The 25,440-nt window shown below is 66.3% G+C and carries 21 protein-coding genes; 11 read left to right on the top strand and 10 right to left on the bottom strand.

Going from position 1 to position 25,440, the window contains the following annotated elements:
* Positions 1-330 precede the first annotated feature (330 nt).
* The gene (locus UAA55_RS22755; RefSeq protein ID WP_322955590.1) at positions 331-873 is read left to right on the top strand and encodes a MarR family winged helix-turn-helix transcriptional regulator; all 543 of its coding nucleotides are present in this window, start codon (positions 331-333) and stop codon (positions 871-873) included.
* 5 nt (positions 874-878) lie between these two features.
* Here the strand turns inward: UAA55_RS22755 and UAA55_RS22750 are convergent, their stop codons facing one another.
* The 5 genes from UAA55_RS22750 to UAA55_RS22730 all read right to left on the bottom strand — a co-directional run bounded on the left by UAA55_RS22750 (position 879) and on the right by UAA55_RS22730 (position 7,661).
* Positions 879-1,280, bottom strand: coding sequence for a type II toxin-antitoxin system VapC family toxin (locus UAA55_RS22750; RefSeq protein ID WP_322955587.1), 402 nt, complete (start codon positions 1,278-1,280; stop codon positions 879-881).
* Positions 1,280-1,513 (bottom strand): antitoxin, encoded by a 234-nt coding sequence (locus UAA55_RS22745; RefSeq protein ID WP_004273055.1) that lies wholly within the window; start codon positions 1,511-1,513, stop codon positions 1,280-1,282. Before UAA55_RS22745 ends, UAA55_RS22750 begins: the two co-directional genes overlap by 1 nt.
* Before the next feature lie 71 nt (positions 1,514-1,584).
* Positions 1,585-4,845 (bottom strand): error-prone DNA polymerase, encoded by a 3,261-nt coding sequence (locus UAA55_RS22740; protein WP_322955586.1) that lies wholly within the window; start codon positions 4,843-4,845, stop codon positions 1,585-1,587.
* A gap of 140 nt (positions 4,846-4,985) precedes the next feature.
* Positions 4,986-6,701 carry a Y-family DNA polymerase gene (locus tag UAA55_RS22735; RefSeq protein WP_322955584.1) on the bottom strand — a complete coding sequence of 572 codons (1,716 nt, stop codon included), beginning with the start codon at positions 6,699-6,701 and terminating at the stop codon, positions 4,986-4,988.
* 3 nt (positions 6,702-6,704) lie between these two features.
* Entirely contained in the window at positions 6,705-7,661 is a 957-nt protein-coding gene (locus UAA55_RS22730; RefSeq protein WP_322955582.1) for an ImuA family protein, read from the bottom strand.
* Between the two features lie 187 nt (positions 7,662-7,848).
* On the opposite strand from UAA55_RS22730, the gene UAA55_RS22725 reads away from it, so the two are divergent.
* Both UAA55_RS22725 and map read left to right on the top strand, forming a co-directional pair.
* Positions 7,849-8,070, top strand: a complete 222-nt coding sequence (locus tag UAA55_RS22725; protein WP_145609532.1) for a ParD-like family protein — start codon at positions 7,849-7,851, stop codon at positions 8,068-8,070.
* Complete coding sequence (map, locus tag UAA55_RS22720) at positions 8,070-8,849, top strand: type I methionyl aminopeptidase (RefSeq protein ID WP_322955580.1); 780 nt, start codon at positions 8,070-8,072, stop codon at positions 8,847-8,849. The genes UAA55_RS22725 and map overlap by 1 nt, the downstream gene beginning before the upstream one ends.
* A 2-nt stretch (positions 8,850-8,851) precedes the next feature.
* Here the strand turns inward: map and UAA55_RS22715 are convergent, their stop codons facing one another.
* Positions 8,852-9,082, bottom strand: coding sequence for an AbrB/MazE/SpoVT family DNA-binding domain-containing protein (locus UAA55_RS22715; RefSeq protein ID WP_322955578.1), 231 nt, complete (start codon positions 9,080-9,082; stop codon positions 8,852-8,854).
* Positions 9,083-9,224: 142 nt separating this feature from the next.
* Here UAA55_RS22715 and galA point away from each other — a divergent pair, with 142 nt between their 5' ends.
* The 3 genes from galA to UAA55_RS22700 all read left to right on the top strand — a co-directional run bounded on the left by galA (position 9,225) and on the right by UAA55_RS22700 (position 16,097).
* The gene (gene galA, locus UAA55_RS22710; RefSeq protein WP_322955577.1) at positions 9,225-11,762 is read left to right on the top strand and encodes a beta-galactosidase GalA; all 2,538 of its coding nucleotides are present in this window, start codon (positions 9,225-9,227) and stop codon (positions 11,760-11,762) included.
* A gap of 382 nt (positions 11,763-12,144) precedes the next feature.
* Entirely contained in the window at positions 12,145-13,926 is a 1,782-nt protein-coding gene (locus tag UAA55_RS22705; RefSeq protein ID WP_322955576.1) for a PAS domain S-box protein, read from the top strand.
* Positions 13,923-16,097 (top strand): EAL domain-containing protein, encoded by a 2,175-nt coding sequence (locus UAA55_RS22700; RefSeq protein ID WP_322955573.1) that lies wholly within the window; start codon positions 13,923-13,925, stop codon positions 16,095-16,097. The genes UAA55_RS22705 and UAA55_RS22700 overlap by 4 nt, the downstream gene beginning before the upstream one ends.
* 47 nt (positions 16,098-16,144) lie before the next feature.
* Here UAA55_RS22700 and UAA55_RS22695 read toward each other — a convergent pair whose 3' ends face one another.
* From UAA55_RS22695 to UAA55_RS22685, 3 genes are all read right to left on the bottom strand, one after another.
* A complete protein-coding gene (locus UAA55_RS22695; RefSeq protein WP_322955571.1) occupies positions 16,145-17,536 on the bottom strand; it encodes an NAD-dependent succinate-semialdehyde dehydrogenase in 1,392 nt (463 codons plus the stop codon).
* Positions 17,537-17,718: 182 nt separating this feature from the next.
* Positions 17,719-18,150: a hypothetical protein gene (locus UAA55_RS22690; RefSeq protein ID WP_322955570.1), complete on the bottom strand. Its 432-nt coding sequence runs from the start codon at positions 18,148-18,150 to the stop codon at positions 17,719-17,721.
* 90 nt (positions 18,151-18,240) lie between these two features.
* Positions 18,241-19,347 carry a hypothetical protein gene (locus tag UAA55_RS22685; protein WP_322955569.1) on the bottom strand — a complete coding sequence of 369 codons (1,107 nt, stop codon included), beginning with the start codon at positions 19,345-19,347 and terminating at the stop codon, positions 18,241-18,243.
* A 251-nt stretch (positions 19,348-19,598) separates the two neighbouring features.
* Here UAA55_RS22685 and purQ point away from each other — a divergent pair, with 251 nt between their 5' ends.
* The 5 genes from purQ to UAA55_RS22660 all read left to right on the top strand — a co-directional run bounded on the left by purQ (position 19,599) and on the right by UAA55_RS22660 (position 24,110).
* Positions 19,599-20,288, top strand: coding sequence for a phosphoribosylformylglycinamidine synthase subunit PurQ (purQ, locus tag UAA55_RS22680; protein ID WP_277907354.1), 690 nt, complete (start codon positions 19,599-19,601; stop codon positions 20,286-20,288).
* Positions 20,285-22,504, top strand: a complete 2,220-nt coding sequence (purL, locus tag UAA55_RS22675) for a phosphoribosylformylglycinamidine synthase subunit PurL (protein WP_322955568.1) — start codon at positions 20,285-20,287, stop codon at positions 22,502-22,504. Before purQ ends, purL begins: the two co-directional genes overlap by 4 nt.
* 149 nt (positions 22,505-22,653) lie before the next feature.
* Positions 22,654-22,890, top strand: a complete 237-nt coding sequence (locus UAA55_RS22670; RefSeq protein WP_040846404.1) for a BolA family protein — start codon at positions 22,654-22,656, stop codon at positions 22,888-22,890.
* A gap of 218 nt (positions 22,891-23,108) precedes the next feature.
* Positions 23,109-23,447 (top strand): Grx4 family monothiol glutaredoxin, encoded by a 339-nt coding sequence (gene grxD / locus UAA55_RS22665; protein WP_004272927.1) that lies wholly within the window; start codon positions 23,109-23,111, stop codon positions 23,445-23,447.
* A gap of 375 nt (positions 23,448-23,822) precedes the next feature.
* Entirely contained in the window at positions 23,823-24,110 is a 288-nt protein-coding gene (locus UAA55_RS22660; RefSeq protein WP_322955567.1) for a hypothetical protein, read from the top strand.
* Between the two features lie 15 nt (positions 24,111-24,125).
* On the opposite strand, the gene UAA55_RS22655 is transcribed toward UAA55_RS22660, so the two are convergent.
* Positions 24,126-25,142: a sulfotransferase family protein gene (locus UAA55_RS22655; protein ID WP_322955565.1), complete on the bottom strand. Its 1,017-nt coding sequence runs from the start codon at positions 25,140-25,142 to the stop codon at positions 24,126-24,128.
* Positions 25,143-25,440 lie beyond the last annotated feature (298 nt).

The following is a 25,440-nucleotide window of genomic DNA, read 5'->3' as shown; positions in this document are numbered from 1 at the left end:
TTTCCTTTGGGAAGAAGCGGTGGAAGCGGGGCGCCGTCGGCGTCGTTGATCACGAAACTGGTATATGCCACTATTATCATGCAAGTCAATCGAGCTTGTGGACCTCAAGCACCGCGCCGGGGGCATTGCAGGGCGGGTGGGAATGCCGGGACGACTGGCCCGCCGCCTGCTCATATGAAGTGTGGGCCCCAGGCCCGCTTCGCTTGTGACGGCGGGAATGGCTACCGGCCTTGGGGACGCCTATTGTGAACTGGTCGCGATGCCGGATGACAGGATGGCCCGCACCGGCCCGCCGGTCTTGGAAGAGCTGGTCTAGAAAGGATGATGGAATTGGATGAACGTGCCTCCACAGCGCCGGCCCCGGTGGCGGCATCATCGAATGAAGGCCCGGACGGGCGCCCATCGAACCGCTGGGGCTGGGACTATTGCACCAACACGGCCGTGCGCCGTGCCGCCCGCCGGCTGGGCCAGCTCTATGGCGACATGACGGCACCGGCCGGCCTGATGCCCACCCAGCACACCCTGCTGACCCATCTGAAGCTGGCGGCCGCCGCGTCCGACCCCGCCGCCGGCACGCTGCAGAACGTGGCCGCCGCCATGGTCATGGACCTGTCGGCCCTGGGCCACACCCTGAAGCCGCTGGTCCGCGACGGCTATGTCGAGTTGGTGCCCGACGCCAGGGACCGCCGCGTCAAGCGCGCGCGCCTGACCGCGGCGGGGGAGGCCAAGCAGGCCGAGGGGCAAGCGCTGTGGCAGGTGGCGCAAGGCCGCTTCGACGCCCTGTTCGGCGCGGAGGAATCCGCCGCCCTGCGCCGCGCGCTGGCCATCGTGGCGTCAGAGGAGTTCGCGGCGGCGTTCAAGAAGAAGGAATAAGCGCACTATCCCCGCAGCCAGTTTTCCACCCGCAATCCTTCGATACGGGCGAATTCACGCTCGTTGTCAGTCACGAGAATGTAGTCGAGGGCCAGACATTGGGCGGCAATAAGCATGTCATTGGCCCCGATAGGCTGCCCCATCCCCTCCACGCGCGCCCGTAACTGTCCATAGAATTCATCAGCAGGTGCTTCGAACGGCAAGATATCGAGCATCTCAAGGGCATTTTCGACTCTGGCCGTCAGGGCTGGGAGCCCTTTCTTGGCAACGCCAAAACGCAACTCCGCCGCCACGATGATGCTGGTGCAAAGGGCTGCAGGCTCTACCAAACGAGCCTGTTCCGTTGCCATCCCATCCGGATGGCGGATCATATGGGAAATGATGTTGGTATCCAGCAGGTAGCGCACTATAGCGACACATCTTCGGCTGGCAGATCGTCAATAGCGGGAAAATCCTCGTCCAAAGGTTCCCAGCTATCCAGCAATGCCACGAAGGATTTGAGCTTGACCGGTTCAATGATCAACCGGTTCCCCTCCTTGCGCATAACCGCATCCTCTCCCGGTAATTCGAATTCCCGGGGGATGCGAACGGCTTGATTACGGCCATTCTTGAATAATTTGACGTGACGCTCCGGAAACATGACGCCCTCACGATCTGGCATATGCCATAGCATAGGTCATTCGCTCGCTAATTTCCAGGGCAGCCCGGCCCTCACCTGAAATTCCGCCCATCCGGGAAGGTCGCATCCGCGCGGCGGGCGGGGGCCGCACCAGTGGGTTCGTCCAGGCGGGACAGCAGGTCGGAGTAATCGATCAGGCGCTCGGCGCGCACGTGGGTGACGGGGGTGGCGCTGGGGCCCCGGTCCTGGGTGGGGGCGATCACCTTTTCCACCCGCCCCAGGCACAGCAGCAGGCGGCTACCCAGGATGTGGCGGCGGAAGGCGGTGAAGGTCTCGGGCATCAGCACCAGGTTGGCGATGCCGCTCTCATCCTCCAGCGTGATGAAGATGACGCCCTTGCTGCTGCCCGGCCGCTGGCGCACCAGCACCAGGCCGGCCAGGGCCACGCGGCTGCCATCGGCCAGTGTCTCCAGCGTCTCCATGCGCATCAGGGGATAGCGGCGGACCATCCTCTCCTTGGGCTCCGCCGCGAACCGCTCCAGCCGGGCCACCACGTCGTCGCGCACCAGGCTCATGGGATGGCGCTTCAGCGACAAGGACAGGCGGGTGTAGTCCTCAACCAAGTGCTCGCCCAGGGTCATGGCCGGCAGGGTGGCGATGGACGGGTCCTCCGCCCATGGGGCGCCCGTCCCCTCCTCCTCCGCGTTCAGCGCCAGATCCAGCAGGGGCGGCAGCCGTTCGCCCAGGGCGCTGACCGCCCACAGCGCCTGGCGCCGGTCCAGGCCCATGGACTGGAAGGCGTCGGCCTCCGCCAACAGTTCCAGGGTGCGCGGCGCCAGGCGGGCGCGGCGCCAGAGATCCTGCGGGCTGGCGTAGGGCTCATGCCCCCGCGCCTCCAGCAGGGGCTGCACCGCCGCCTCGCTCAGGCCCTTGGCCAGGCGCAGGCCCAGGCGCAGGGTCTGGAAACGCTGCCCCCGCGCCGGCGGCTCCAGCCGGCTGTCCCAATCGGAATGGTTCACGTCCGGCGGCAGCACCACCACGTCATGGTCCCGGGCGTCGCGCACGATCTGCGCCGGGGCGTAGAAGCCCATGGGCAGGCTGTTCAGCAGGGCGCAGGCGAAGACGTCCGGGTAGTGGCACTTGATCCAGGCGGAGACGTAGACCAGCTTGGCGAAGCTGGCGGCATGGCTTTCCGGGAAGCCGTAGGTGGAGAAGCCCTTGATCTGGTTGAAGCAGCGCTCGGCGAATTCCGCCGTGTAGCCGTTCTTCAGCATCCCGTTGCGGAATTTTTCCTCAAACGTGTCGATGTCGCCCAGCTTGCGGAAGCTGGCCATGGCCCGGCGCAGGGCGTCGGCCTCCGCCCCGGTGAAGCCGGCGCCGACGATGGCGATCTGCATGGCCTGTTCCTGGAACAGGGGCACGCCCAGCGTCTTCTTCAGCACCTTCTTCAGCGCCTCGGACGGATAGTCCACCGGCTCCAGCCCCTGGCGGCGGCGCAGGTAGGGATGGACCATGCCGCCCTGGATGGGCCCGGGGCGGACGATGGCCACCTGCACCACCAGGTCATAGAACTCACGGGGGCGCAGGCGGGGCAGCATGGACATCTGCGCCCTGCTCTCCACCTGGAACACGCCCAGGGTGTCGGCGGCGCACAGCATGTCGTAGGTCGCCACGTCGCCCTGCGGAACCGTGGCCAGCGTCAAGTCGCGGCCGTAATGATCCCGCAGCAGGGTGAACGCCCGGCGCAGGCAGCTGAGCATCCCTAAGCCCAGGACATCGACCTTCATCAGGCCGGCGGCGTCCAGATCGTCCTTGTCCCACTCGATGTTCTGCCTGTCCTCCATGGCCGCGTTCATAATGGGGCAGAAGGTGGCCAGCGGCTTGGGCGTGATGACGAAGCCGCCGACATGCTGCGACAGATGGCGGGGGAATTTCGAGATCTGGCCCGTCAGGTCCAGCACCTGGCGCAGCAGCGGATCGTCGGGGTCCAGCCCGGCCTCCCGCGCCCGCTCCTCCTCCGGTGTGCCGGTGCCCCAGCCGGAGATCATGGCCGACAGCTGGCCCACCGTGTCCTGGCTCATGCCCATGGCCTTGCCCACGTCGCGCACCGCCCCGCGCGAGCGGTAGCAGATGACGGTGGCGGCGATGGCGGCGTGATCGCGGCCGTACTTCTCGTAGATGTGCTGGATCACCTCCTCCCGCCGCTCATGCTCGAAATCCACATCGATGTCCGGCGGCTCGTTGCGCGCGCTGGAGATGAAGCGCTCGAACAGCAGCCCGCTTTCCACCGGATCGATGGAGGTGATTTCCAGGCAAAAGCAGACGGCGGAGTTGGCGGCCGATCCCCGCCCCTGGCAGAGGATGCCCTGCTCGTTGGCGAACTTCACGATCTCATAGACCGTCAGGAAGTAGGAGGCGTAGCCCAGTTCCCCGATCAGGGCCAATTCCTTGTCGATCTGCGTCTGCACCTCCGCCGGCACGCCCGCCGGGTACCGTTTGCGGGCGCCCTCCGCCGTCAGCTGGGCCAGGCGTCCTTGTGGGGTCTCACCCCCCTTCACCTCCGACGGGTAGAGGTAATCGGCCCGCAGTTCGCTGATGGAGAAGGTGCAGGCCTCCACGATGTCGCGGATGCGCCCCAGGGCGCGGGGATGGCGGTGGAACAGGCGCGCCATCTCCTCCGGCGGTTTCAGGTGGCGCTCGGCATTGGCGGCCAGGCGCCAGCCCGCCGTCTGGATGGTGCAATGCTCGCGGATGCAGGTCATCACGTCCTGCAGCGCCCGCCGGCCGGGGTGGTGGTAATGCACGTCGTTGGTGGCCAGCGGCGACAGGCCGTGCACCTCGGCCAAGGCCGCCAGCCGGTCCAGCCGCCGGGCGTCGTCGCCCTGGTAGCGGTGGGTCAGGCACAGGCTGAGGGTGCGGCCGAAACGGCGGCGGTAATCGGCCAGGTCGGCGGTGAAGTCCGCGTCAAGAGTGTCCGGCGGCACCACCGCCATCATCTGGCCGGCGGAATGCGCCTCGACATCCGCGCGGGTCAGGAAGCATTGCCCCTTGGGCGCCCGGCGCATGCCCACCGTTAGCAAGCTGGACAGGCGGCCATAGGCCGCGCGGTCGGTGGGCCAGCACAGCAGCGAGGGGCCGTCCGTCAAATCCAGCCGCGCCCCCACCACCAGGCGGAAATCCAGCTCGCGCGCCGCCGCATGCGCCTGCACCACCCCCGCCAGGCTGTTGCGGTCGGTCAAGGCCATGGCGCGATGCTCCAGCGCCTTGGCCGCCGTCACCAGTTCAACGGCCTTGGAAGCGCCGCGCAGGAAGCTGAAATTGCTGGCGACTTGAAGTTCTGAGTAGCTTTGCATGTTCCCTCAGACGCCGGGCGCCAGCATCCGCTGGCTTGGCTTGTCCTCAGTTTCCGTCCGCTGCGCTCCTCAGAAACTTCCGGCGGCCGCAGTCGCGGCCTAGTCGCTGCGCTCCGGGGCGCATCCTCAAACGGTCACGGCTAGGGGTTGGGGCGGACGTCACCCGAAAAAGCCGTGCAGGAACCAGCGGGGCGGTGGGCCGCCGGCGTGGTAGAGACCCAGGCGATAGAGCCAGAAGCGCCGGCCCTCGGCATCCTCCACCCGGTAATAGTCGCGGGGCTCGGGGTTGGGGTTGGGGCGGCGCTCCCCCCTTCCCACCATTCCGGCAGCAGGCGCTCCGGCCCCTCGGCCCGGCCCACGCGATAGGTCTGGTCGCGCCAGCGGAACAGCAGGGGTGGGTCGTCGGGGATGGGGGCCACCACCTCCACCGCCTCCGGCCGGGGCAGCAGGCGGATGGGACGCGGCCGGTCGGCGGGCCAGGCCAGAGGCTCGGGTGCCGGCGGAGCAGCAGGCGGGCTGTTGTCCTGCGCCTCGGCCGGCACCGCCCGCACCGCCTGTTCCGGTATCCAGCTTTGCCGGGGCAGCAGGCGCAGCACCCGGCCAGGCCCCAGGCGGGCGCCCAGCCGGTCCACCAGTTCCGCGATGGGCGGATCAGCCACCAGAGGGTTGCCAGCGGCGGCCGCCCCTCCCGCCTGCGCCGCCGGAGGTCCCGCCAGGTCGGCCAGCCCGTCGCCGCTCAGCACCGCCTGGCCGCCATCGAAGGGGGCGGCGTGGGTGACGGAAATGGCCATGGTTTCAAAGCCCGCCCCAGGCTCCAGCTGGTCCATGCGCGGTTCCAGCAGGCGCCAGAGATGGGCGGGGTCGCGGTTGGGGCGGCTGGCGCCCACGCCCAGCACCTGGGGCGGGGCGTCGTGGCCGGCGTCGATGCGCCAGGCCTCCAGCTCCAGCGAGCGTGCGCCCTCCCCCGCCGCCGTCAGGCTGGCCGCCACCCGACCCAGCAGGTGGCGCACCGCCTGGGCCAGGCCCTCGGGGGTGGAGATGGGATCGACCACCGTCAGGCGGGCGATGTGGCGGGTGGGCGCGCGGCGGGGCGACAACGGCTCATCCACCCAGCCCAGGGCCTGGTCCAGGCGCAGGGCGACCTGGGCGCCGTAACGCGCAGCCAGCGCCGCCCGGTTCTTGGGCCCTTGCCCCCCTGTTCCTTGGGCCGTGCGCATCAGCTCGCCCACCCGGCGCAGGCCCACCCGGCGCAGGCTGGCCACCAGGTCGCCGCCCAGACGCAGGGCCGGCAGCGGCAGGTCGGCCAGGGCCTCCGCCGTCCCGCCCGGCGGCACCACCAGCTGGGCGCCGAAGCGGGCCTGCGCCCAGGCGGCGCCAATGCTGTCGGCGATGGCGGCCCGCCCCTCGAACCCCGCCTTGGCCAGCCGGCGTTCCAGGTCCAGCAGCAGCTCATGCTCGCCGCCCAGCAGATGGGCGCAGCCGGTGATGTCCATCAGCAGGCCGGGCCCCCCACCAAGACCTTTGGGGCCGAAACCCGGCGGATCGCTGGGGTCCACCGCCGTCCAGGGCGTGTAGCGCCGGGCCCAGTCGGCCAGCCGCTCCAGCGCCGCGGCATCGCCCTCGGGATCGGCGTCCACCACCCGCACCTGGGGTTCCAGCGCGCGGGCGTCGGCCAGGCCCATGCCCGGCACCAGGCGCTTGGCCCGCGCCGCCGCGTTCACCGCCGCCACGGTCAGGCGCCCCCGGTCCGACAGGCGGGTCACCAGGGCGGCATCCGCGGGCAGCGGCGGCGTCAGTCCCCGGGCGACACGGTCGGTGGCGAAGGTGGGCAGCCAGAGGGAAAGGATGCGGCGCATGGCTCAGCCCACCGCGCGCCCAGTCGAGGGGAATTGGGTGGAAGTGAAGGGCACCACCGCCGAGGCGGGCGGCGTCTCCGGCGCCGGCACGGCCACCTGGCCCGCCGCCTCCAGCCTCAACCCCTCGCGTTCATACAGGGTCCAAGCCCCCGGCCGGCCGCCCCGGCAGCGCAGCAGTTCCACCCGCCAGGCGGGGCCGGTGAAGGCCGAAGCGGCGCTGTCATCAGCGTAGATGGGCGCCGTGCCCACCTGCCAGCGGGTGACGGCGGCGGTGGCCTGGGTGCTGCCCCGCCCGCTGCCCCGCCCGCTGCCCCGACCAGCACCCTTCAAGCCCTTCATGGCGCCCCCCTTACCCGCGTTCAGGCGCAGCAGCAGTCCCGGTACGCCGCCCGTTTCCGCCGCCAGGTGCAGGCGGCGGCTGGCCGTCAGGTCCAGCCCGCCGGCCTCCCCCACCACGGCGCCCACGCGCGGGCAGCGCAATGCCTCCTCCATGGCCCACAGCAGGTCGACCTCGCAGGCGGCATGCACCACCACCAGCCGGCCCGGCCCCACGCCCTGGGCGTCCAGCCCGGGGGCGTACAGGTCGGGTGCCCGGGTCATCCACAGGATGGGGCCGCGCACCTGTTCCGCCAGGCGGGCGGCCAGCAGGGCGGTGAAGGCCGTGGCGGCACCGGCATCGAGATCGCCCGCCGCCGCCACCTCATGCAGGGCGGCGCGCGGCAGGCCATGGGCGCCGTTTTCCCCCGGGCCCGCCGCCGGCAGATGGGCGTCCACCGCCGGCACGCCCAGGGGCACGACACCCCGGCCGGTGCCCGGCGCCTCCACCGCGCGCACCTGTTCCCGCAGCACCGCCAGCAGGCGCTGGCGGTCCAGGGCACCCTCAAGGACGCCCTCAGCCCGCCCTTCTTCGGGGCAAGCTGTTGACCTGATTGCGGAAATGAGGGGGGGAATGGCGGGCATGGGGATGCTGCCTTGGTCTCTCGCGTGCGGGGGAATGATGTTCTTGTTATGTTCTAATCCGGAGTCGGCCGCCTGGTCAAGATGAGTCGACACCCCAAAACCGGACTATCCGGAATCGACAGCGCCGGTTGACGCGGCGTCACCCCCGATATATGTATCGTATACGTTTCGTATATTGGAGAGCCCCATGGGCATCGTGAAGATCGACGACGACCTGCATGAGGAGGTGCGCAAGGCCAGCACCGTGCTGTGCCGGTCCATCAACGCCCAGGCCGAATACTGGATGAAGATCGGCATGCTGGCGGAGGCCAACCCCACCCTGTCGCTGAACGACATCCTGCGCATCCAGCTGAAGATGGCCTCCGTCCATCTGGAACCGGAACCCCGCCAGTTGGAACCCACCCCATAATGGTCAAGCGCCCCGACGAGATCGAAAAGCTGGGGGAGGCCGGGCGCCTGCTGGCCAGCGTCTTCCACATGCTGGACGACATGCCCCTGGCCGGCCTCAGCACGCTGGCGGTCAACGACCGGGTCGAGGACTACATCGTCAACCAGCTGCACGCCCGCCCCGCCAGCAAGGGGCAGTATGGCTATGGCTACGTCCTGAACTGTTCCCGCAACGAGGTCGTCTGCCACGGCGTGCCCTCCGCCACCGACATCCTGGCGGACGGCGACATCGTCAATTTCGACATCACGCTGGAGAAGAACGGCTACATCGCCGATTCCAGCAAGACCTACCTGATCGGCGCGGTGGCGCCGGCCGCGCGGCGCCTGGTGCAGACGACGTACGAGGCGCTGTGGCACGGCATCCGCCAGGTGCGCCCCGGCGCCCATTTGGGCGACATCGGCCATGTCATCGAGCGCCACGCCAAGCGCAACGGCTACACCGTGGTGCGGGAATATTGCGGCCACGGCATCGGCCGGGAGATGCACGAGGAACCGCAGGTCCTGCACTTCGGCAGGCCGGGCACGGGCCTGCGCCTGAAGGAGGGCATGGTCTTCACCATCGAGCCCATGCTGAACCAGGGCGGCGCCAAGGTGGAGACCAAGGACGACGGCTGGTCGGTGGTGACGGTCGACGGCACGCTGTCCGCCCAGTTCGAGCACACCGTGGCGGTCACCGCCACCGGCGTGCGTGTGCTAACCCTGCGCGCGGAAGAGCGCAAGCGGCGGGCCGAGACCCGATGATCCTACCGGGCATTGGCGTCGTGACGGTCGAATTTGAAATCCGCTGGCAGCCGCCCTCGGAAGGAACGCAGACGCATTAACAAATCCTCCCGTCCGGGCTTATGGGTGACAGTGACTTCCCGCCTATCCGCGACATGGATTTCGACCTCGTCGCCTTCCTTCAACCCCAGAGCCCTGACCATCGCCACAGGCAACCGAACGGCCAGGCTGTTCCCCCACTTTGTGACCCGCATGGCGCCCTCCCCGCTACAGATCGCCAGCGTGCAGCTGGCCACTGACGCTGATCAAGCATCTTGAAGGTCATAAGGCTTTTACGCGGCGCAAATTGGATATTATATATTATTTATAAATCGCCGCACCCTGGGGACGCTTGCCATGCCTCATTTGACCCGCCGCCGCCTGCTGGCCACCGCCGCCACGCTGCCCACCCTTGGGACCGCGCTGGGCGTGGCCCCGGCCGGTGTCCCGTCGGCGATGGCGGCGCCAGCGCAGGTCGCGGCGGCATCCCCCGCCCCCGTGCCCGCCGACCTGTCCCCGCGCGAGCGGCTGCGCATGAATGACGGCTGGCGCTTCCACCTGGGTCATGCCGCCGACCCGCTGCAGGATTTCGGCTTCGGCGCCGACCGCAGCACCTACGCCAAGTCCGGCGACCTCAGGGCCCCGGTGGCCAAGGCCGATTTCGACGACAAGGACTGGGCCGCCGTCACCCTGCCGCACGACTGGGCGGTGGATCTGCCCTTCGCCCAAGCACGGCTGCCGGGCAAGGAGGCGGCGGAGGCCATGGCCTACCAGGGCTTCAAGCCCTTGGGCCGGCAGTTTCCCGAAACCAGCGTCGGCTGGTATCGCCGCAACTTCACCCTGCCCGCCACGGACGCCGGGCGCCGCCTGTCGCTGGAGTTCGATGGTGTCGCCCGCAACTGCCTGGTGGTGCTGAACGGCTTCATCGTCGCCACCAACGAAAGCGGCTACGCCCCCTTCCGCGTGGACATCACCGATTTCGCCATCCTGGGCGGCACCAACACTCTCGTCATCCGCGTGGACGCCACCCTGGGCGAGGCCTGGTCGTATGAGGGCGCCGGCCTTTACCGTCCCGTCTGGCTGGTGAAGACCGCGCCCGCCCACGTGCCGCAATGGGGCACCTTCGTGCGCAGCACGGTGACGCCCAAGGGCGCCGACCTCACCATCACCACCGAGCTGGCCAACGAGGGCCCGGCGGCGGACCTCACGGTCCGCAGCACCGTGCTGGGCCCCGACGGCACGGCCGTCCTGCAATTGGAGGCTCCGCCGGTGACGCTGGGCGCCTGGGACACCGGCGCCGTGACACAGACCGCCACCCTGCCCTCACCCGCCCTGTGGTCGCTGGAGGCGCCCAACCTCCACACCCTGGTGACGGAGGTCAGCGTGGGCGGGGCGGTGGTCGACCGCTATCACACCCCCTTCGGCATCCGCACCCTGCGCTTCGACGCCAACCAGGGCTTTTTCCTGAACGGCCGGCCGGTGAAGGTGAAGGGCACCTGCAACCACCAGGACCATGCCGGGGTGGGCTTCGCCGTGCCCGACCGCCTGCATGCCTATCGCGTGGAGCGGCTGAAGGAGATGGGCGCCAACGCCTGGCGCACCACCCATCACCCGCCGGCCCCCGCCTTGCTGGATGCCTGCGACCGGCTGGGCATCCTGGTGATGGAGGAAACCCGCCAGATGTCCAGCAACCCGGAGGGCATGAGCCAGCTGGAGCGCATGGTGAGGCGCGACCGCAACCGCCCCAGCGTCTTCCTGTGGAGCATCGGCAACGAGGAAATCCACCGCGGCACGGAACAGGGCGCCCGCATCGCCGCCAGCATGAAGCGCGCGGTGTACCGCCTGGACGGCACCCGCCCGGTCACGGAGGCGTTCAACGGCAAGTTCGGCCAGGGCGCCAGCCCGGTGCTGGACGTCATGGGCTTCAACTACTACCTGGATGAGATCGACGCCTTCCACGCCCGCTTCCCCAACCAGCCCATGATCGGCACGGAAACGGCCAGCACCGTCTGCACGCGCGGCGTCTATGCCCATGACGACCAGCGCCACTACGTCCCCGCCTATGACACCGAGTATCCCAAGTGGGCCAGCACGGCGGAACAGTGGTGGACCTTCTATGACAGCCGCCCCTTCCTGTCCGGCGGCTTCGCCTGGACGGGCTTCGACTATCGCGGGGAGCCGACACCCTTCATCGACTGGCCCAACACCGTGTCCAACTTCGGCATCCTGGACCTGTGCGGCTTTCCCAAGGACAACTACCACTACTACCGCGCCTGGTGGCGGCCGGACCAGCCGCACCTGCACCTGTTCCCGCACTGGACCTGGCCGGGGCGGGAGGGCCAGGACATCGCCGTCTGGTGCCACAGCAACCTGGACGCGGTGGAGCTGTTCGTGAACGGCCGCAGCCTGGGGCGCAAGGACGTCACGCGCAACCGCCACCTGGAATGGACCGTGCCCTACCAGCCGGGCGCCATCGAGGCCCACGGCTACAAGGACGGCCGCCGCGTCCTGACCCAGCGTCAGGAAACCGCCGGCCCGGCCCACGCCCTGACCCTGGCCGCCGACCGCGTCAAGCTGCTGGCCGACGGCGACGACGTGGCGGTGCTGTCGGCCAGCGTGGTCGACGCCAAGGGCCGCCTGGTGCCCGACGCCGATCATTTGGTGACCTTCGCGATTGAAGGTGGCGCCCGCCTGCTGGGCGTGGGCAACGGCGACCCCACCAGCCTGGAACCCGATCACGCCCCCTATCGCAAGGCCTTCAAGGGCCTGTGCGGCGCCATCATGCAGACGGGCAAGAATAAAGGCCACGTGCGCGTGACCGCCACGGCCCCCGGGCTGAAATCAGCGACGGTGGAACTGGCGCTGGAGCAAGCGATGGCCATTCCCGAGGTATGACGGGAAACCCTGCCACCAGCGCCACTTGAAGTAGAACAATATGTCTAGATGCTGCGGTATTGGCGGCCACACCCGCCAATATTCAAAAAAATCAGATGCATTCCCTTCCCAGCGGCTCCATGAGCTGGCCAATGCGCTTTGGCGCGCCCCCTCCCGCCGTCAGACGCGCCACGAGTAGCCTATGATTAACAGGTTCACGGAATGCCTTCCTCTCATTACCTATCTTCAGGCTAGGTAGTTGCCGGGGAGATATTTCTTTACGGTCTATTAACGTTAAATAATCATCCTGGTTTAAATCTATAATAGAATTTGCCCAGGGTTATTCCGTCGTAGACGACAGGACGATCCTGGCAATCGATACGGGATTGCCAGAGGCGCAGAAATGACCGACCACCGCATCCATGACACGGGCCTTGCCGTCGGTCAGTTCAGCCAAATGATTCATAATATCCAGGAATACGCCATCTTCATGATGGATCCTGAGGGCCGTGTCCGCAGCTGGAACCAGGGGGCGGTCAGCATCAAAGGGTACCAGGAACAGGAAATCCTGGGGCGGAGCTTCGAAATCTTCTTCACCGAGGAAGACCTGGCGCGCGGCGAGCCGGCGCACGAGCTGGCGATGGCCACCGCCAACGGCACGCATGAGGGCGAGGGTTGGCGCCGACGCAAGGACGGCTCGACGTTCTGGTCCAGCATCGACGTCACCGCCTTCCGCGACGCGGACGGCAGGCTGAAGGGGTTCATCAAAATCTGCAAGGACCTGACGGAACGGCGGCGGACGGAAGCGCGCTTCCGCCAGGTCGTCGAATCCGCCCCCAATGCCATGGTCATGATTAACGCCCGAGGGCGGATCGAGATGGTCAACACCCAGGCCGAGCGGCTGTTCGGCTATACCCGCGACGAGATGCTGGGCCAATCGGTGGAAATGCTGGTGCCCGACCGCTTCCGTCACGGCCATCCGGAAAAGCGGGCCCTGTTCTTCAGCGATCCGCGATCACGCCCCATGGGGGCGGGACGTGACCTGTTCGGTCGCCGCAAGGACGGAAGCGAATTCCCGGTGGAGATCGGTCTCAACCCCATCGAAACCGATGGCGAGACCATGGTCCTCTCCGCCATCGTCGATATCTCCGACCGGAAGCGCATGCAGGAACGCTTCCGCCAGGTCGTCGAATCCGCCCCCAATGCCATGGTCATGATCAATGCCCGAGGGCGGATCGAGATGGTCAACACCCAGGCCGAACGGCTGTTCGGCTACGCCCGCGATGAGCTGCTGGGCCAGTCGGTGGAAATGCTGGTGCCCGACCGTTTCCGTCATGACCATCCGGAAAAGCGGGCCTCGTTCTTCAGCGACCCGCGATCACGTCCCATGGGGGCGGGACGCGACCTCTTCGGCCGCCGCAAGGACGGAAGCGAATTCCCGGTGGAGATCGGCCTCAACCCCATCGAAACCGATGGCGAGACCATGGTCCTCTCCGCCATCGTCGACATCTCCGACCGCAAGCAGAAGGAGGCGCGCATCCAGGCGGCCTTGCAGGAAAAGGACCTGCTGCTGGGTGAGATCCACCATCGCGTCAAAAACAACCTGCAGATCGTGCACAGCTTCATCGACCTGCAGCTCTACAGGATCCAGGACCAGGCCATCCGGGACATGTTGAGTGACACGAAAAATCGCGTCCAGTCGATGTCATTGATTTATCAGATATTATATGAATCCAAGAACTTCTCGGAAGTTGACCTGGGCCTTTTCCTCAAGGGGCTGGCCCCCACGCTGGTGGCGGCCTACGGGCTGGACGCCGGGCGCGTCAGTCTGAAGATCGACGTGGGTGAACTGTTCCTGCCCATAAACGCGGCCATCCCCTGCGGGTTGCTGGTCAACGAGCTGATCACCAACGCCCTGAAACACGGTTTCCCCGGCGACCGCCACGGCGAGGTGTCGGTCACCTTCGCCCGCCTGGGCGAGGACCAGGCCATGCTGCGGGTCAGCGACGACGGCGTGGGCATAAGCGGCGACCTGGACATTCAGCTGGCCACCACCATGGGCCTGTCGCTGGTCAACCTGCTGTCGCAACAGTTGATGGGAACCTTGCAGGTCCACCGCCGCGACCCGACCTGCTTCACCCTTGTCTTCCCCATGACCCCCGCCATCGAGAAGGTTCCAGCATGATGAAACCCAAGATCATGGTCGTGGAGGACGAGGCCGTGGTGGCGCTGAACCTGCGCCTCATCCTGTCCCGGCTGGGATATGATGTGCCGTGCGTCGCGGCCTCTTATGACCAGGCATTGCAAGGCGCGCGCGTGACGGCGCCCGACCTTGTGCTGATGGACATCAACATCTCCGGCCACAAGGATGGCATCGACACCGCCGCCGCCATCAACGCCCCGGTGATCTACCTGACCGCCTACGCGGAACAGAGCACCCTGGACAGGGCCAAGGCGACAGGCCCCTATGGCTATCTTCTGAAGCCATTTTCCGAGCGCGAACTGCACGCCACCCTGCAAATGGCGTTGGAGCGCCGTCGCATCGAAAAGGAACTGCACCAGAGCCGGGAAAGCCTGGCGGCCGCCTACGCGGAAATCCAAACGGCCAAGGATCAGTTGGAAACGCACGCCACCGAGTTGTTTCATCAGAAGGAACGCCTGCTGGTGACCCTCAACGCCATAGGCGACGGCGTGATCACCACGGACGACCGCGGCCTGGTCAACTTCATCAACCCGGCGGCGACCGAGATGACGGGATGGAGCCAAGCCGACGCCTGCGGACAGCCCAGCACAACGGTCATGGACCTGCGCGACGCCGAAACCGGCGCCCGCCTCGCCTCCCCCCTGGAGGCGGCCCTGATGACAGGCAAAAGCGTGGGCCTGTCCGTCAACTGCGCGCTGATGGACCGAAGCGGCGGCAACCGGCTGGTGGAGGATTCGGTCGCGCTGATCCGCGATCGCGACGCCAAGGTCATCGGCGCCGTGATGGTTTTCCACGATGTCAGCGTGGCACGCCAACTGGCCGCGGAGATGACCTACCAAGCCACCCATGATTCCCTGACCGGCCTGTTCAACCGCCTGGAGTTCGAACGGCGTCTGGGCAAGGCCATCGCCGCCGCGGAAACGGACCCGCGGCCCAGCGTCCTGGCCTATCTCGACCTCGACCAATTCAAGATCATCAACGACATCTGCGGCCACGCCGCCGGCGACGAGACCCTGCGGCAGGTCGCCAAGCTGCTGCGCGGGCCGTTACGCTCCAGCGACTGCCTCGCCCGCCTGGGCGGGGATGAGTTTGGCGTGCTGCTGGAGGGCTGCCCCCTGGATGCGGCCACCCGCGTGGTCGAGGCGATGAAGAAACAGATCAACGACTTCCATTTCGTCTGGGGCGACCGGGTCTTCCCCATCGGGGTCAGCGTCGGCCTGGTCAGCTTCGGTGGTGGAGACGAGCGGCTGACCCTGGAGTTGAACGAGATCCTGCGGCTGGCTGACTCCGCCTGCTACACCGCGAAGGAGGCCGGGCGCAACGGCATCCACACCTATGAGCCCGACGACGCCTTGCTGACCAAGATCCATGACGAAATGGATTGGTACGGGCGCATCCATCGCGCGCTCCAGGACGACAGCTTCGTCCTCTACGCCCAGCCCATCGTTGCGCTGGGCCAAACGGAACCCTTTGGGCGCCATGTGGAAATCCTGCTGCGCCTGCGCGACACGGGCGGAAAGATCGTTCCGCCCATGGCCTTCCTTCCCGCCGCCGAGCGCTATGGCCTGATGCGGAACATCGACCGGTGGGTGATCCGGACGGCGTTCGCCGCCATCGCCGAAAGCGGGCAGATGGAAGGGTCGCTGTTCGCCATCAATCTTTCGGGCTGTTCCCTGAACGACGAAAGCATCCTGCGCTTCATCGACCATCAGTTGGACTTTTGGCAGATCCGCCCGCAGGCCATCTGTTTCGAGATCACCGAGACGTCGGCCATCTCCAACATGCTGACCGCCAGCGCCTTCATCGCCATGCTGCGCGCCCGGGGATGCCGTTTCGCGCTCGACGACTTCGGCAGCGGCATGGCGTCGTTCGCCTACCTCAAGCATTTCCAGGTCGACTACCTGAAGATCGACGGCAGCTTCGTCAAGGACATGGTGAACAACCCCGTGGACGCCGCCATGGTCCAGGCCATCAACGGCATCGGCCATGTCATGGGCATCCAGACCATCGCCGAATACGTGGAGAATGACGACATTTCCCGGCTTCTGGCGGCCGTCGGCATCGACTATGGCCAGGGTTACGCCCTGGGCCGCCCCGTGCCGCTGGAAGCGCTGCTGACCCGTCCGCCGGTCGCCACGCTGGCGCATATGTGACCGCACGCCCGGGCGCGGAGCTGTCCGCGCCCGGGCGGTGGTACTGGTCAGAACGGCGCGTCGATATCGACCACGTCGATCAGCTTGTGGTTCACGAACTCCTTGATGCCCAGGCCCAGCAATTCGCGGCCGTAGCCGGAACGGCGGATGCCGCCGAAGGGCAGGTCGGCCTTCACCATCGTCGGGTGGTTGACGAAGACCATGCCGGTGGAGATGCGGGCCGCCACCGCCGCCCCGCGCCGGGTGTCACGGGTGAAGACGGAACCGCCCAGGCCGAAGGGGGAGTCGTTGGCGATGCGCACCGCGTCATCCTCGTCCCTGGCGCGGAACAGCATGGAGACCGGGCCGAAGAATTCCCAGTAGCGGGCGGGGTTGTCCTCCCCCACCCCCGTCAGGATGGTGGGCTGGACGAAGGCGCCCTGGTTGGGAACCTTGGGGCCCACCTCGATCGCCTTGGCGCCATGGGCGACCGCCTCGCGGATTTTCTGCTTCACCTCGTCGGCGGCGCCTTGCGACGACAGGGGCGCCAGGGTGGTCGCGGCGTCGAAGGGATCGCCCGCCTTCAGCCCGGCGACGCCGTTGAGGTAGCGGTCCAGGAACTGGTCATAGACCTCATCCACGATGATCATGCGCTTGGAGGAGACGCAGACCTGGCCGCCGTTCCAATGCCGGCCGAACACCGCCCATTTGACGGTCTTGTCCAGGTCGGCGTCCGCCAGCACGACGAAGGCGTCGGCCCCGCCCAGTTCCATGGTGGATTTCTTCAGCGCCTTGCCCGCCTGGGCCGCGATCACCGCGCCCGCTGCCTCCGACCCCGTCAGGGCCACGCCGTGGACGCGCGGGTCGTTCAGGATGCGCTCGATCTGCTGGCGGGTGGCGTACAGGTTCCGGAAAGCCCCGTCGGGCAGGCCCGCCTGGCGCATCAGTCTCTCGAACGCGGCGGCGCACTGCGGCACGTTGGAGGCGTGCTTCAGCAGCATCGTGTTCCCGGCGGACAGCTGTGGGGCGATGATGCGGGCGATCTGGTAATAGGGGAAGTTCCACGGCTCGATGGCCAGCAGCACGCCCAGCGGCTCGCACACCAGCACGGCCTCGCCCTCCGCCGGGTCGGCCACCGGCAGTTTCTCCGGCGCCAGCAGCGCCTCCGCCTTCTCGGCATAGTATTCGAAGATGCGGGCGGACAGTTCCACCTCCGCCTTCGCCTCGGTGAACAGCTTGCCCATCTCCAGCGTCAGCAGCCGGGCGTAGGCGTCGGCCTCGGCGCGCAGGATGTCGGCCGCCTTCTGCATGACACCGGCGCGGTGGGCGAAGGGCGTTTCCCGCCAGGCCAGGAAGGCGGCGTGGGCGTCCGACAGGGCGCGGTCGACCTCCGCGTCGGTGGCGTCGGGAAAGGTCTTCAGCAATTCACCGGTATAGGGATTGGTGGTCGCGTACGGCATGGCGTCGTCCTCCGTTGCTGGCCGGCACACCGTCCCGGGCCACCCCCATCGAAGCACCCCGTCCGGCCTGCGGCCATGACGTGGGTCAAGGCCGCCATCGAGGGATGGGATGTCGCTGGCCGCAGGCCGCTGGCGAGAGGATCGCCACACCAGGCGTACAGACGCGACGGAAAAGGCGACAATCACGGGAATGTTTGGGGACACGAACCCATGCGACTTCTAAGTGCGGCATATCTGTCGATAGCGGCGTTTTCCAGGTCGCCGTCATCCTCGTCAGCCTGGGCAACAGCCATACCCTGATCGGTATCATCAAAAACACCAGGCACCACCTGGCACTCACCGAGAGCTTTTAGAGCCCGCTTAAGCAGAATATTCGCTGATTCGAAATCGCCTTGCTTGATCATCTCTTCCGCCTCAACGGCTTTTTGGGCGATCCAACGTGCGCGCATTGTGATTACGGGCAACGGCAACAAATCTTCTTTATTTTTAGCGCCATTAAACGTAAAAACTAAAATTAAAGAAATCAATAATAATGCTATTCTGTGGTGATTAGTCAGATATTTACGGAGTGGCATTTCATCACCTCGCAAGCGCGCCCCTATCGAAGCAAGCATTCATCGGCGCCACTCCCCGTCATGGAGTGATGCAAGGCGCCACTCCCCGTCATGGAGCGATGCAACGAGCACCGCTCCCTCGCACCAGCCTTATGGGTAGACCCGGCGAAACAGGCCATTGCTTCCCTCATAATAGGCAAATCCATATTTTTCTGCTGCCTTGGCCGCCAAAACGCGACTGGCTTCACCAAAGTCCATTCCCAGGGCGTGAAGGCCATTAGTGCCTCTATCTTGAAATGGAAAATTCGCTGGAGCGAAAACAGAAGCGGTTTCCCGGGTCTTTAAGAACATAAATTGCTTCTCACCGCTCTGCACGACAGAAAATTTTATGGGCTCAAGTATTAGATAGTTAGAATCTGCGTCACTAAACGAGACGCCACGATTCCCGCGTCGGGGCGTTCCATATGGGTGTGTATGGGTTGTACCTTCCACATCATAAAATGGTGCCAGAAGCCCTAAATTAAGATTTGGCTCGAATGTGCTATCATCGCTACGAATTCCACCAATATTAACCACACTAAGGTTTCCAAAAATATCAGAAACAATAGTTCCTCCCATTTCTCTCGGAGAGCCATCTGGGAAACTCCCTCGCCAGAGCATTTCATATTTCGCCTGCAACTCCGGTGAACTCATAATCCATTCCGGCGCTTGCTGCGGCGAATCCGAAATCGGGAGCTTCAACGCGCTATCGATAGGCACCACTTTTTGGTTGGTAGGATTATTAACGTCTCCCCAGGGAAATACTGGAGCACTCTGACGGTTTCTGGGCATATGTGATTGATCGGTCGAGCCGGCGGAGCCGCTTCCAGTCGTCCAGCACCCATGCCAATCGCGTGGTTGAGCTGGATCGAATTTTGCCAACTTGTTGTTGGCCTGAGCCACACGGACCGCAGCATCCCAGTCAAGTTCCGTCAATCGCAAATGCACGGCGCGGATCATGGCCTGAACCAAGTCACCCTGGTTCAATGCGTCGGCGATCTTGCTGAGACCGGGCAGCAGCACGGCGGCATTCGGTTCCGCAGGCCCATAGGCACACTTCAACAATACTGACACATCGCCCCCCGGCCGAACCTGAAAACCGTTGGCGCCCTTAGCCAGCAAGGGCACACCGGCCAAGGCCAAGCCTTCCGCCGTACAGGTGACGCCTAAGCCACCTAGTCCATTACTCAAACGGTATCGACGCTGCCAACCATCCATGTTTGTTCTCCAGGTTGATGGAATAGCACTATATGTTCCTATTTTGTTCTGGTCCACCTCGACACCAAAGACCGGTGGTGCCCGCGTATCCCGCCCCCACATCCGCGCGGGGTAGCCCCCCACCCCCGCACCTTGCATTCGACTAGCGGCGCGGCTAGCTTCCGCCCCACAAGACGACGGGTGCAGCGCCGGCTTAAGATCGGCGGGAATCCCGCCTTCCCCGGCCTCCAACGATCGGATTTGCGGCCCCCATGAAGTCCGCCGTCATCGTCTTTCCCGGTTCCAACTGTGAACGGGACATCGCCGTGGCCCTGGAACAGGTTTCCGGCCACAAGACCTTCCACGCCTGGCATCGCGACACCGACCTGCCCGAGGTCGACGTCATCGCCGTTCCCGGCGGCTTTTCCTATGGCGATTACCTGCGCTGCGGCGCCATGGCCGCCAACTCCCCCGTCATGCGGGTGGTGAAGGAACGGGCCGCCCAGGGCGTGAAGGTCATCGGTGTCTGCAACGGCTTCCAGATCCTGACGGAGGCGGGGCTGCTGCCGGGCGCGCTGATCCGCAACCAGTCGCTGAAGTACATCTGCAAGACGGTGGACCTGAAGGTGGAGAACACCGACAGCGCCTTCACCCGCCACTACACCCCGGGCCAGCACATCGGCATTCCGGTGGGCCATGGCGAGGGCAACTACGTGGCGGATGAGGAGACGCTGAAGCGCCTGGAAGGCGAGGGCCGCGTGGCCTTTCGCTACACCGACGCCGCCGGCGTGGTGAACGAGGCCGGCAACCCCAACGGCGCCACCAACAACATCGCCGGCATCTTCAACGAGACGCGCACCGTCCTGGGCATGATGCCCCACCCCGAACGCGCCTTTGACCCGCAGCACGGCAACACCGATGGCCGCGCCCTGTTTACCAGCCTGCTGGAGAGCCTGTCGTGAGCGTCACCCACACCCCTGACCGCGAACCGAAGGTTACCGCCGAGCTGGCGGCCGAGCACGGCCTGAAGCCCGACGAATACGCCAGCATGCTGGAAAGCGTGGGCCGCACGCCCACCCTGACGGAACTGGGCATCTACTCCGTCATGTGGTCGGAGCACTGCTCTTACAAATCCTCGCGCGTGTGGCTGAAGAAGCTGCCGACGACGGCGCCCTGGGTCATCTGCGGCCCCGGTGAGAATGCCGGCGTCATCGACATCGGCGACGGCCAGGCCGCTATCTTCAAGATGGAAAGCCACAACCACCCCAGCTTCATCGAGCCCTACCAGGGTGCGGCGACGGGCGTGGGCGGCATCCTGCGCGACGTCTTCACCATGGGCGCCCGCCCGGTGGCCAACCTGAACGCCCTGCGCTTCGGCGAGCCCGCCAACCCCAAGACCCGCCACCTGGTGGCGGGCGTGGTGGCCGGCATCGGCGGCTACGGCAACTGCGTCGGCGTGCCCACCGTGGGCGGCGAGACCAACTTCCACAAGGCGTACAACGGCAACTGCCTGGTCAACGCCATGACCGTGGGCGTGGCCCAGACGGACAAGATCTTCTATTCCAAGGCCGCCGGCGTGGGTAAGCCCGTCGTGTACGTGGGATCGAAGACCGGCCGCGACGGCATCCACGGCGCCACCATGTCCTCCGCCGAGTTCACCGAGGACAGCGAGGCCAAGCGCCCGACGGTGCAGGTGGGCGACCCCTTCACCGAGAAGCTGCTGATCGAGGCCTGCCTGGAGCTGATGGCCACCGACGCCATCGTCGCCATCCAGGACATGGGCGCCGCCGGCCTCACCTCCTCCTCCGTCGAGATGGCGGGCAAGGGCGGCCTGGGCATCGACCTGGACCTGGACGCCGTTCCCCAGCGCGAAGCCGGCATGACCCCGTATGAGATCATGCTGTCGGAAAGCCAGGAACGCATGCTCATGATCCTGGAGCCCGGCCGCGAGGAAGAGGCCAAGCGCATCTTCGACAAGTGGGAACTGGACTTCGCCGTCATCGGCAAGCTGACGGACAACGGCCGCATGGTCATCCGCATGCACGGCCATACTTGGTGCGACGTGGAGCTGGCGCCCCTGTTCGACAAGGCGCCGCTGTACAACCGCCCGACGGAGCCGACCCCGCCGCAGGCCGAGATCGCCGCGGCGGACGCCCCGCTGAAGGCGTCGGTCCGCGACACCCTGCTGGCCCTGATGGGCACGCCGGACCTCGCCTCCCGCCGCTGGATCTGGGAGCAGTACGACAGCCAGGTGGGTGCCGACACCATGATCGGCCCCGGCGGCGACGCCGCCCTGGTGCGGGTGCACGGCACGCCCAAGGCGCTGGCCATGACCACCGACTGCACCCCGCGCTACTGCTACGCCGACCCGGTGCGCGGCGGCGCCCAGGCGGTGGCCGAGGCCTACCGCAACATCATCACCGTGGGCGCCCTGCCCCTGGCCATCACCGACAACATGAACTTCGGCAACCCGGAGAAGCCCCGCATCATGGGGCAGTTCGCCGGCTGCATCGAAGGCATGGCGGAGGCCTGCCGCGTCCTGGACTTCCCCGTCGTGTCGGGCAACGTCAGCCTGTACAACGAGACCAATGGCGAAGGCATCCTGCCCACCCCCGCCATCGGCGGCGTGGGCCTGCTGAAGGACAGCACCCTGGCCATCGGCAGCGGCGTCAAGGCCGAGGGTGACGTGGTCCTGCTGTTCGGTGAGACGAAAGGCCATGTCGGGCAGTCGCTGTACCTGCGCGAGGTGCACGGCCGTGAGGAAGGCGCCCCGCCGCCGGTCGACCTGGCGGCCGAGCGCCGCGCCGGCGACCTGGTGCGCGGCCTGATCGAGGCCCGCACGCTGACCGCCTGCCACGACCTGGCCGACGGCGGCCTGGCCGTGGGCCTGGCGGAAATGGCCCTGCGCGGCAAGAAGGGCATCGCCCTGACCGGCCTGGAGGCGGCGGACGCCGGCCTGCTGTTCGGTGAGGACCAGGGCCGCTACCTGGTCACCGCCGCCGCCGGCGATGTGGCCGCCGTCACCGACGCCGCCAAGGCCGCCGGTGTACCGGTCACCACCCTGGGCACGGTGGGCGGCGACGCCATCACCGGCCTGGGCGGCGGCGCCCTGGCGCTGGCCGACCTGCGCGAGGTGCACGAAGGCTGGCTGCCCGGCTACATGGCCGGCGACGCCTAAGTAAATGGGAGCGCTGGCATGACTTAGTCATGCCAGCGTAGTCCGCGACTGCGGGCGCCGGAGCGAGCACCGCAGGGCACAGCGAGGACAAGCCAAGGCCGCGGATGCGGCCGCCCGGCGCCTGAGGGAACATAGAAAGGAAATAACTTATGGCCATGGACGCCTCTGAAATCGAGCGCCTGATCCGGGAAGGCATTCCGGGCGCCGAGGTGCGTATCGAGGATCTGCGGGGCGACGGCGACCATTACGCCGCCTACGTCACCGCGGCGGCCTTCAAGGGCAAGAGCCGGGTGGCGCAGCACCAGATGGTCTACGCGGCCCTGGGCGGCCGCATGGGCAATGAACTGCACGCCCTGGCCCTGACCACGGCGGCCACGCAAGACTGATCCGCGAACATCGCGGGGCGATGCGCCGGCTATTCCCTCTGGACAGACGCCCGGCGCGCGCTCATTTATGACGGGTACACGTTGTTGGGTGAACCAAGCCGCCGCCAGCGGTATCATGGTCGCCAGCGACACCGGCCCCGTTTGGCCGGCTTGGTTAGACCGCCGACCGTCTTCCCCGCGTGAGGAAGGCGGCCCCGGCACCAGAGGATCGATCGTACATGGACAAGACCGTCGAAGAGCGCATCCGCCGCGACATCACCGAAAACGACGTCGTGCTCTACATGAAGGGCACCCCCGTTTTCCCGCAGTGCGGCTTCTCCGCCGCCGTCGTGCAGGTGCTGAGCCACCTGGGCGTGAAGTTCAAGGGCATCGACATCCTGGTCGACCCGGCCCTGCGCCAGGGCATCAAGGAATTCACCAACTGGCCCACCATCCCGCAGCTGTATGTGAAGGGTGAGTTCGTGGGCGGCTGCGACATCATCCGGGACATGTATGAATCGGGTGAGCTGGTGCAGCTGCTGGCCGAGAAGGGCGTCGCCGCCCAGGCCGCCGCCTGATCACCCAGGGCTGAGAATTGACGAAGGGCCGCCCCGGGATGCCGGGCGCGGCCCTTTCATTTTCGGCACGCTGGAATGCCGCCTGGCGCGGTCGCGGCGTACCGTCCCTCAATGGAACATCAGGTAGATGATGATCAGGACGGGTAACGGCACCCCCAACAGCCATAAAAGCCCATATCGCATCGCCGCGAACTCCTTGTTTCCCGGTTCTTGATCTCTCAGTTCTTTGAGAGCGGCCCCACGAGACTGGGCCCACGCTGACTGGAACACGGCGAAGTCGGACTTTGTTCCAGGCGATGGTGCCAAGCGAACCGGAACAATGGGGCGCGGCGGCCGTTTAAGTCTGGCTTGTTATTCCCGATCGCGGAGACACCGATGGCGAAGAACGCCTGGATGCGCAATGGCTTCGACAGTTGGCTGCTGGGCATGGAGGCCTTGCAGGTCATCACCCTGCGCACCATGAAGCTGGCGGCCGGTGGGGCCGCCGCCCAGACGGAGGCGCAACGCATGGTGAGTGAGAAGATCGCCGCCGGACTGGACCTGCAGATGCGGGCGCTGACCGGCGGCCTGGGCGCCACCGCCGACGGCGCCGCCGCCAAGGTGCTGGCCCATTACCGCCGCAAGGTGCGCGCCAACCGCCGTCGCCTGAGCAAGGCCGGCTGACCCTGCCATCCCATCCTACCCGTGGCGGCGTCCCCGCAGCCGGCCCCAGCCCTTGCCCGCCTCGCGCAGAACACTGTACCAGCGTTCCCGCAGGCGCCACATCAGGGTAGGTTGGCTGGGCGCCTCCAGATACCCCAGGGACAACAGCGTCGGCTCGATCAGGCGCACCACTTGGCGCCGCTGGCGGCGGTGGCGCTGGTGCTTGCCGATGGCGCCCTTGCGTACCGAGGCGGAGCGTTTCATCAGCGCTCCCTCATCCGGCACCCGCCCCATGAAGGCCAGGATACGGCGGGAGGTGGGGATGAAGTCCTGGCACAAATCCTCGTACCGGACCTCCAGGTAACGTTCCTGCAGCATGGCGCCGTAAGTGCGCCCCACCTCCACCGAATTCATCCAGTGCAAGGCGTTGTAGACATGCGGCCGGCGAACATAGGCGCGGTTGGTCATGGACAGGCCGCGCCAGCCCTGGATGTCGCCATTGTTGAAGTAGACCTTGCGCCAGAAGCGGGCCTGCGGCGGCACATGGTCGCTGAAGGCCACGTCCAGCCCGTCGCGCAACAGGTGGATGAAGCGTGCCTGGGGGAAGACGGCGGCGATGATGGGGACGATGTAGGTCGTCTCGCACAGCTTCCAGCCCCAAGGGGACCGCCCGTCGTAGCCCGCCAGATGCTCCATCAGCGCGGTGACGAACAGGGCCTCCAGGTCCGTGGGCCACTCCTGGTCCCAGAGCGAGTGGTAATCGGGGTAATAGTCCTCCACCAGCCGCTCGACCAGGGGCAGGATGGCCATGGCGTCGTTGGACTCGTTCAGTTTGCCGCCGATGAACACGCCCTGGTCGTCCAGCATCTGGGCCAGCAGCCGGCTGCCGGAATGCGACTTGTTGTAGACGATCACCGGCGCCGGCAAATCGGCGAAGCGCCGCCGCAACCGTTCTATCGTGCCGCCCTGGCCGCCAACGGGCCGCACACGGCCGGCCACCGAGGCGCCGGCGCGGTTTTGACTATCCCAATTCTTGGCATAGGCGTTCGACAAGACCTTGTCCCCATCGCAGTGATTGGGCGGACGCCCCGTTCCTGGACCAGTCAAGGTCGGGATGCGTCCACACGTCACAGGATCTCTCTGTGATTTTCCTGTTACGTAGGGGAATGAAAAATCCTGCCTCTATTTAAGCATCGGAATTGGATTCTTCCGTCTAGGATTCTTATTACGAGAATATCCATAGGTAATATCGGACCACGACCATCGTTATAGGCCTGTTCCCATATTCGCAATCATGTTTGCGAAGATTATTTATTTTGGCCTAGGTTGCGTCCTGGAACCGGACGCTCTC

Origin of the sequence: Nitrospirillum guanabarense (assembly GCF_034653355.1) — a bacterium.
Lineage (GTDB): Bacteria > Pseudomonadota > Alphaproteobacteria > Azospirillales > Azospirillaceae > Nitrospirillum.
The sequence above is the reverse complement of the archived record's forward strand: the minus strand, read 5'-3'. Positions and strand labels throughout refer to the sequence as shown.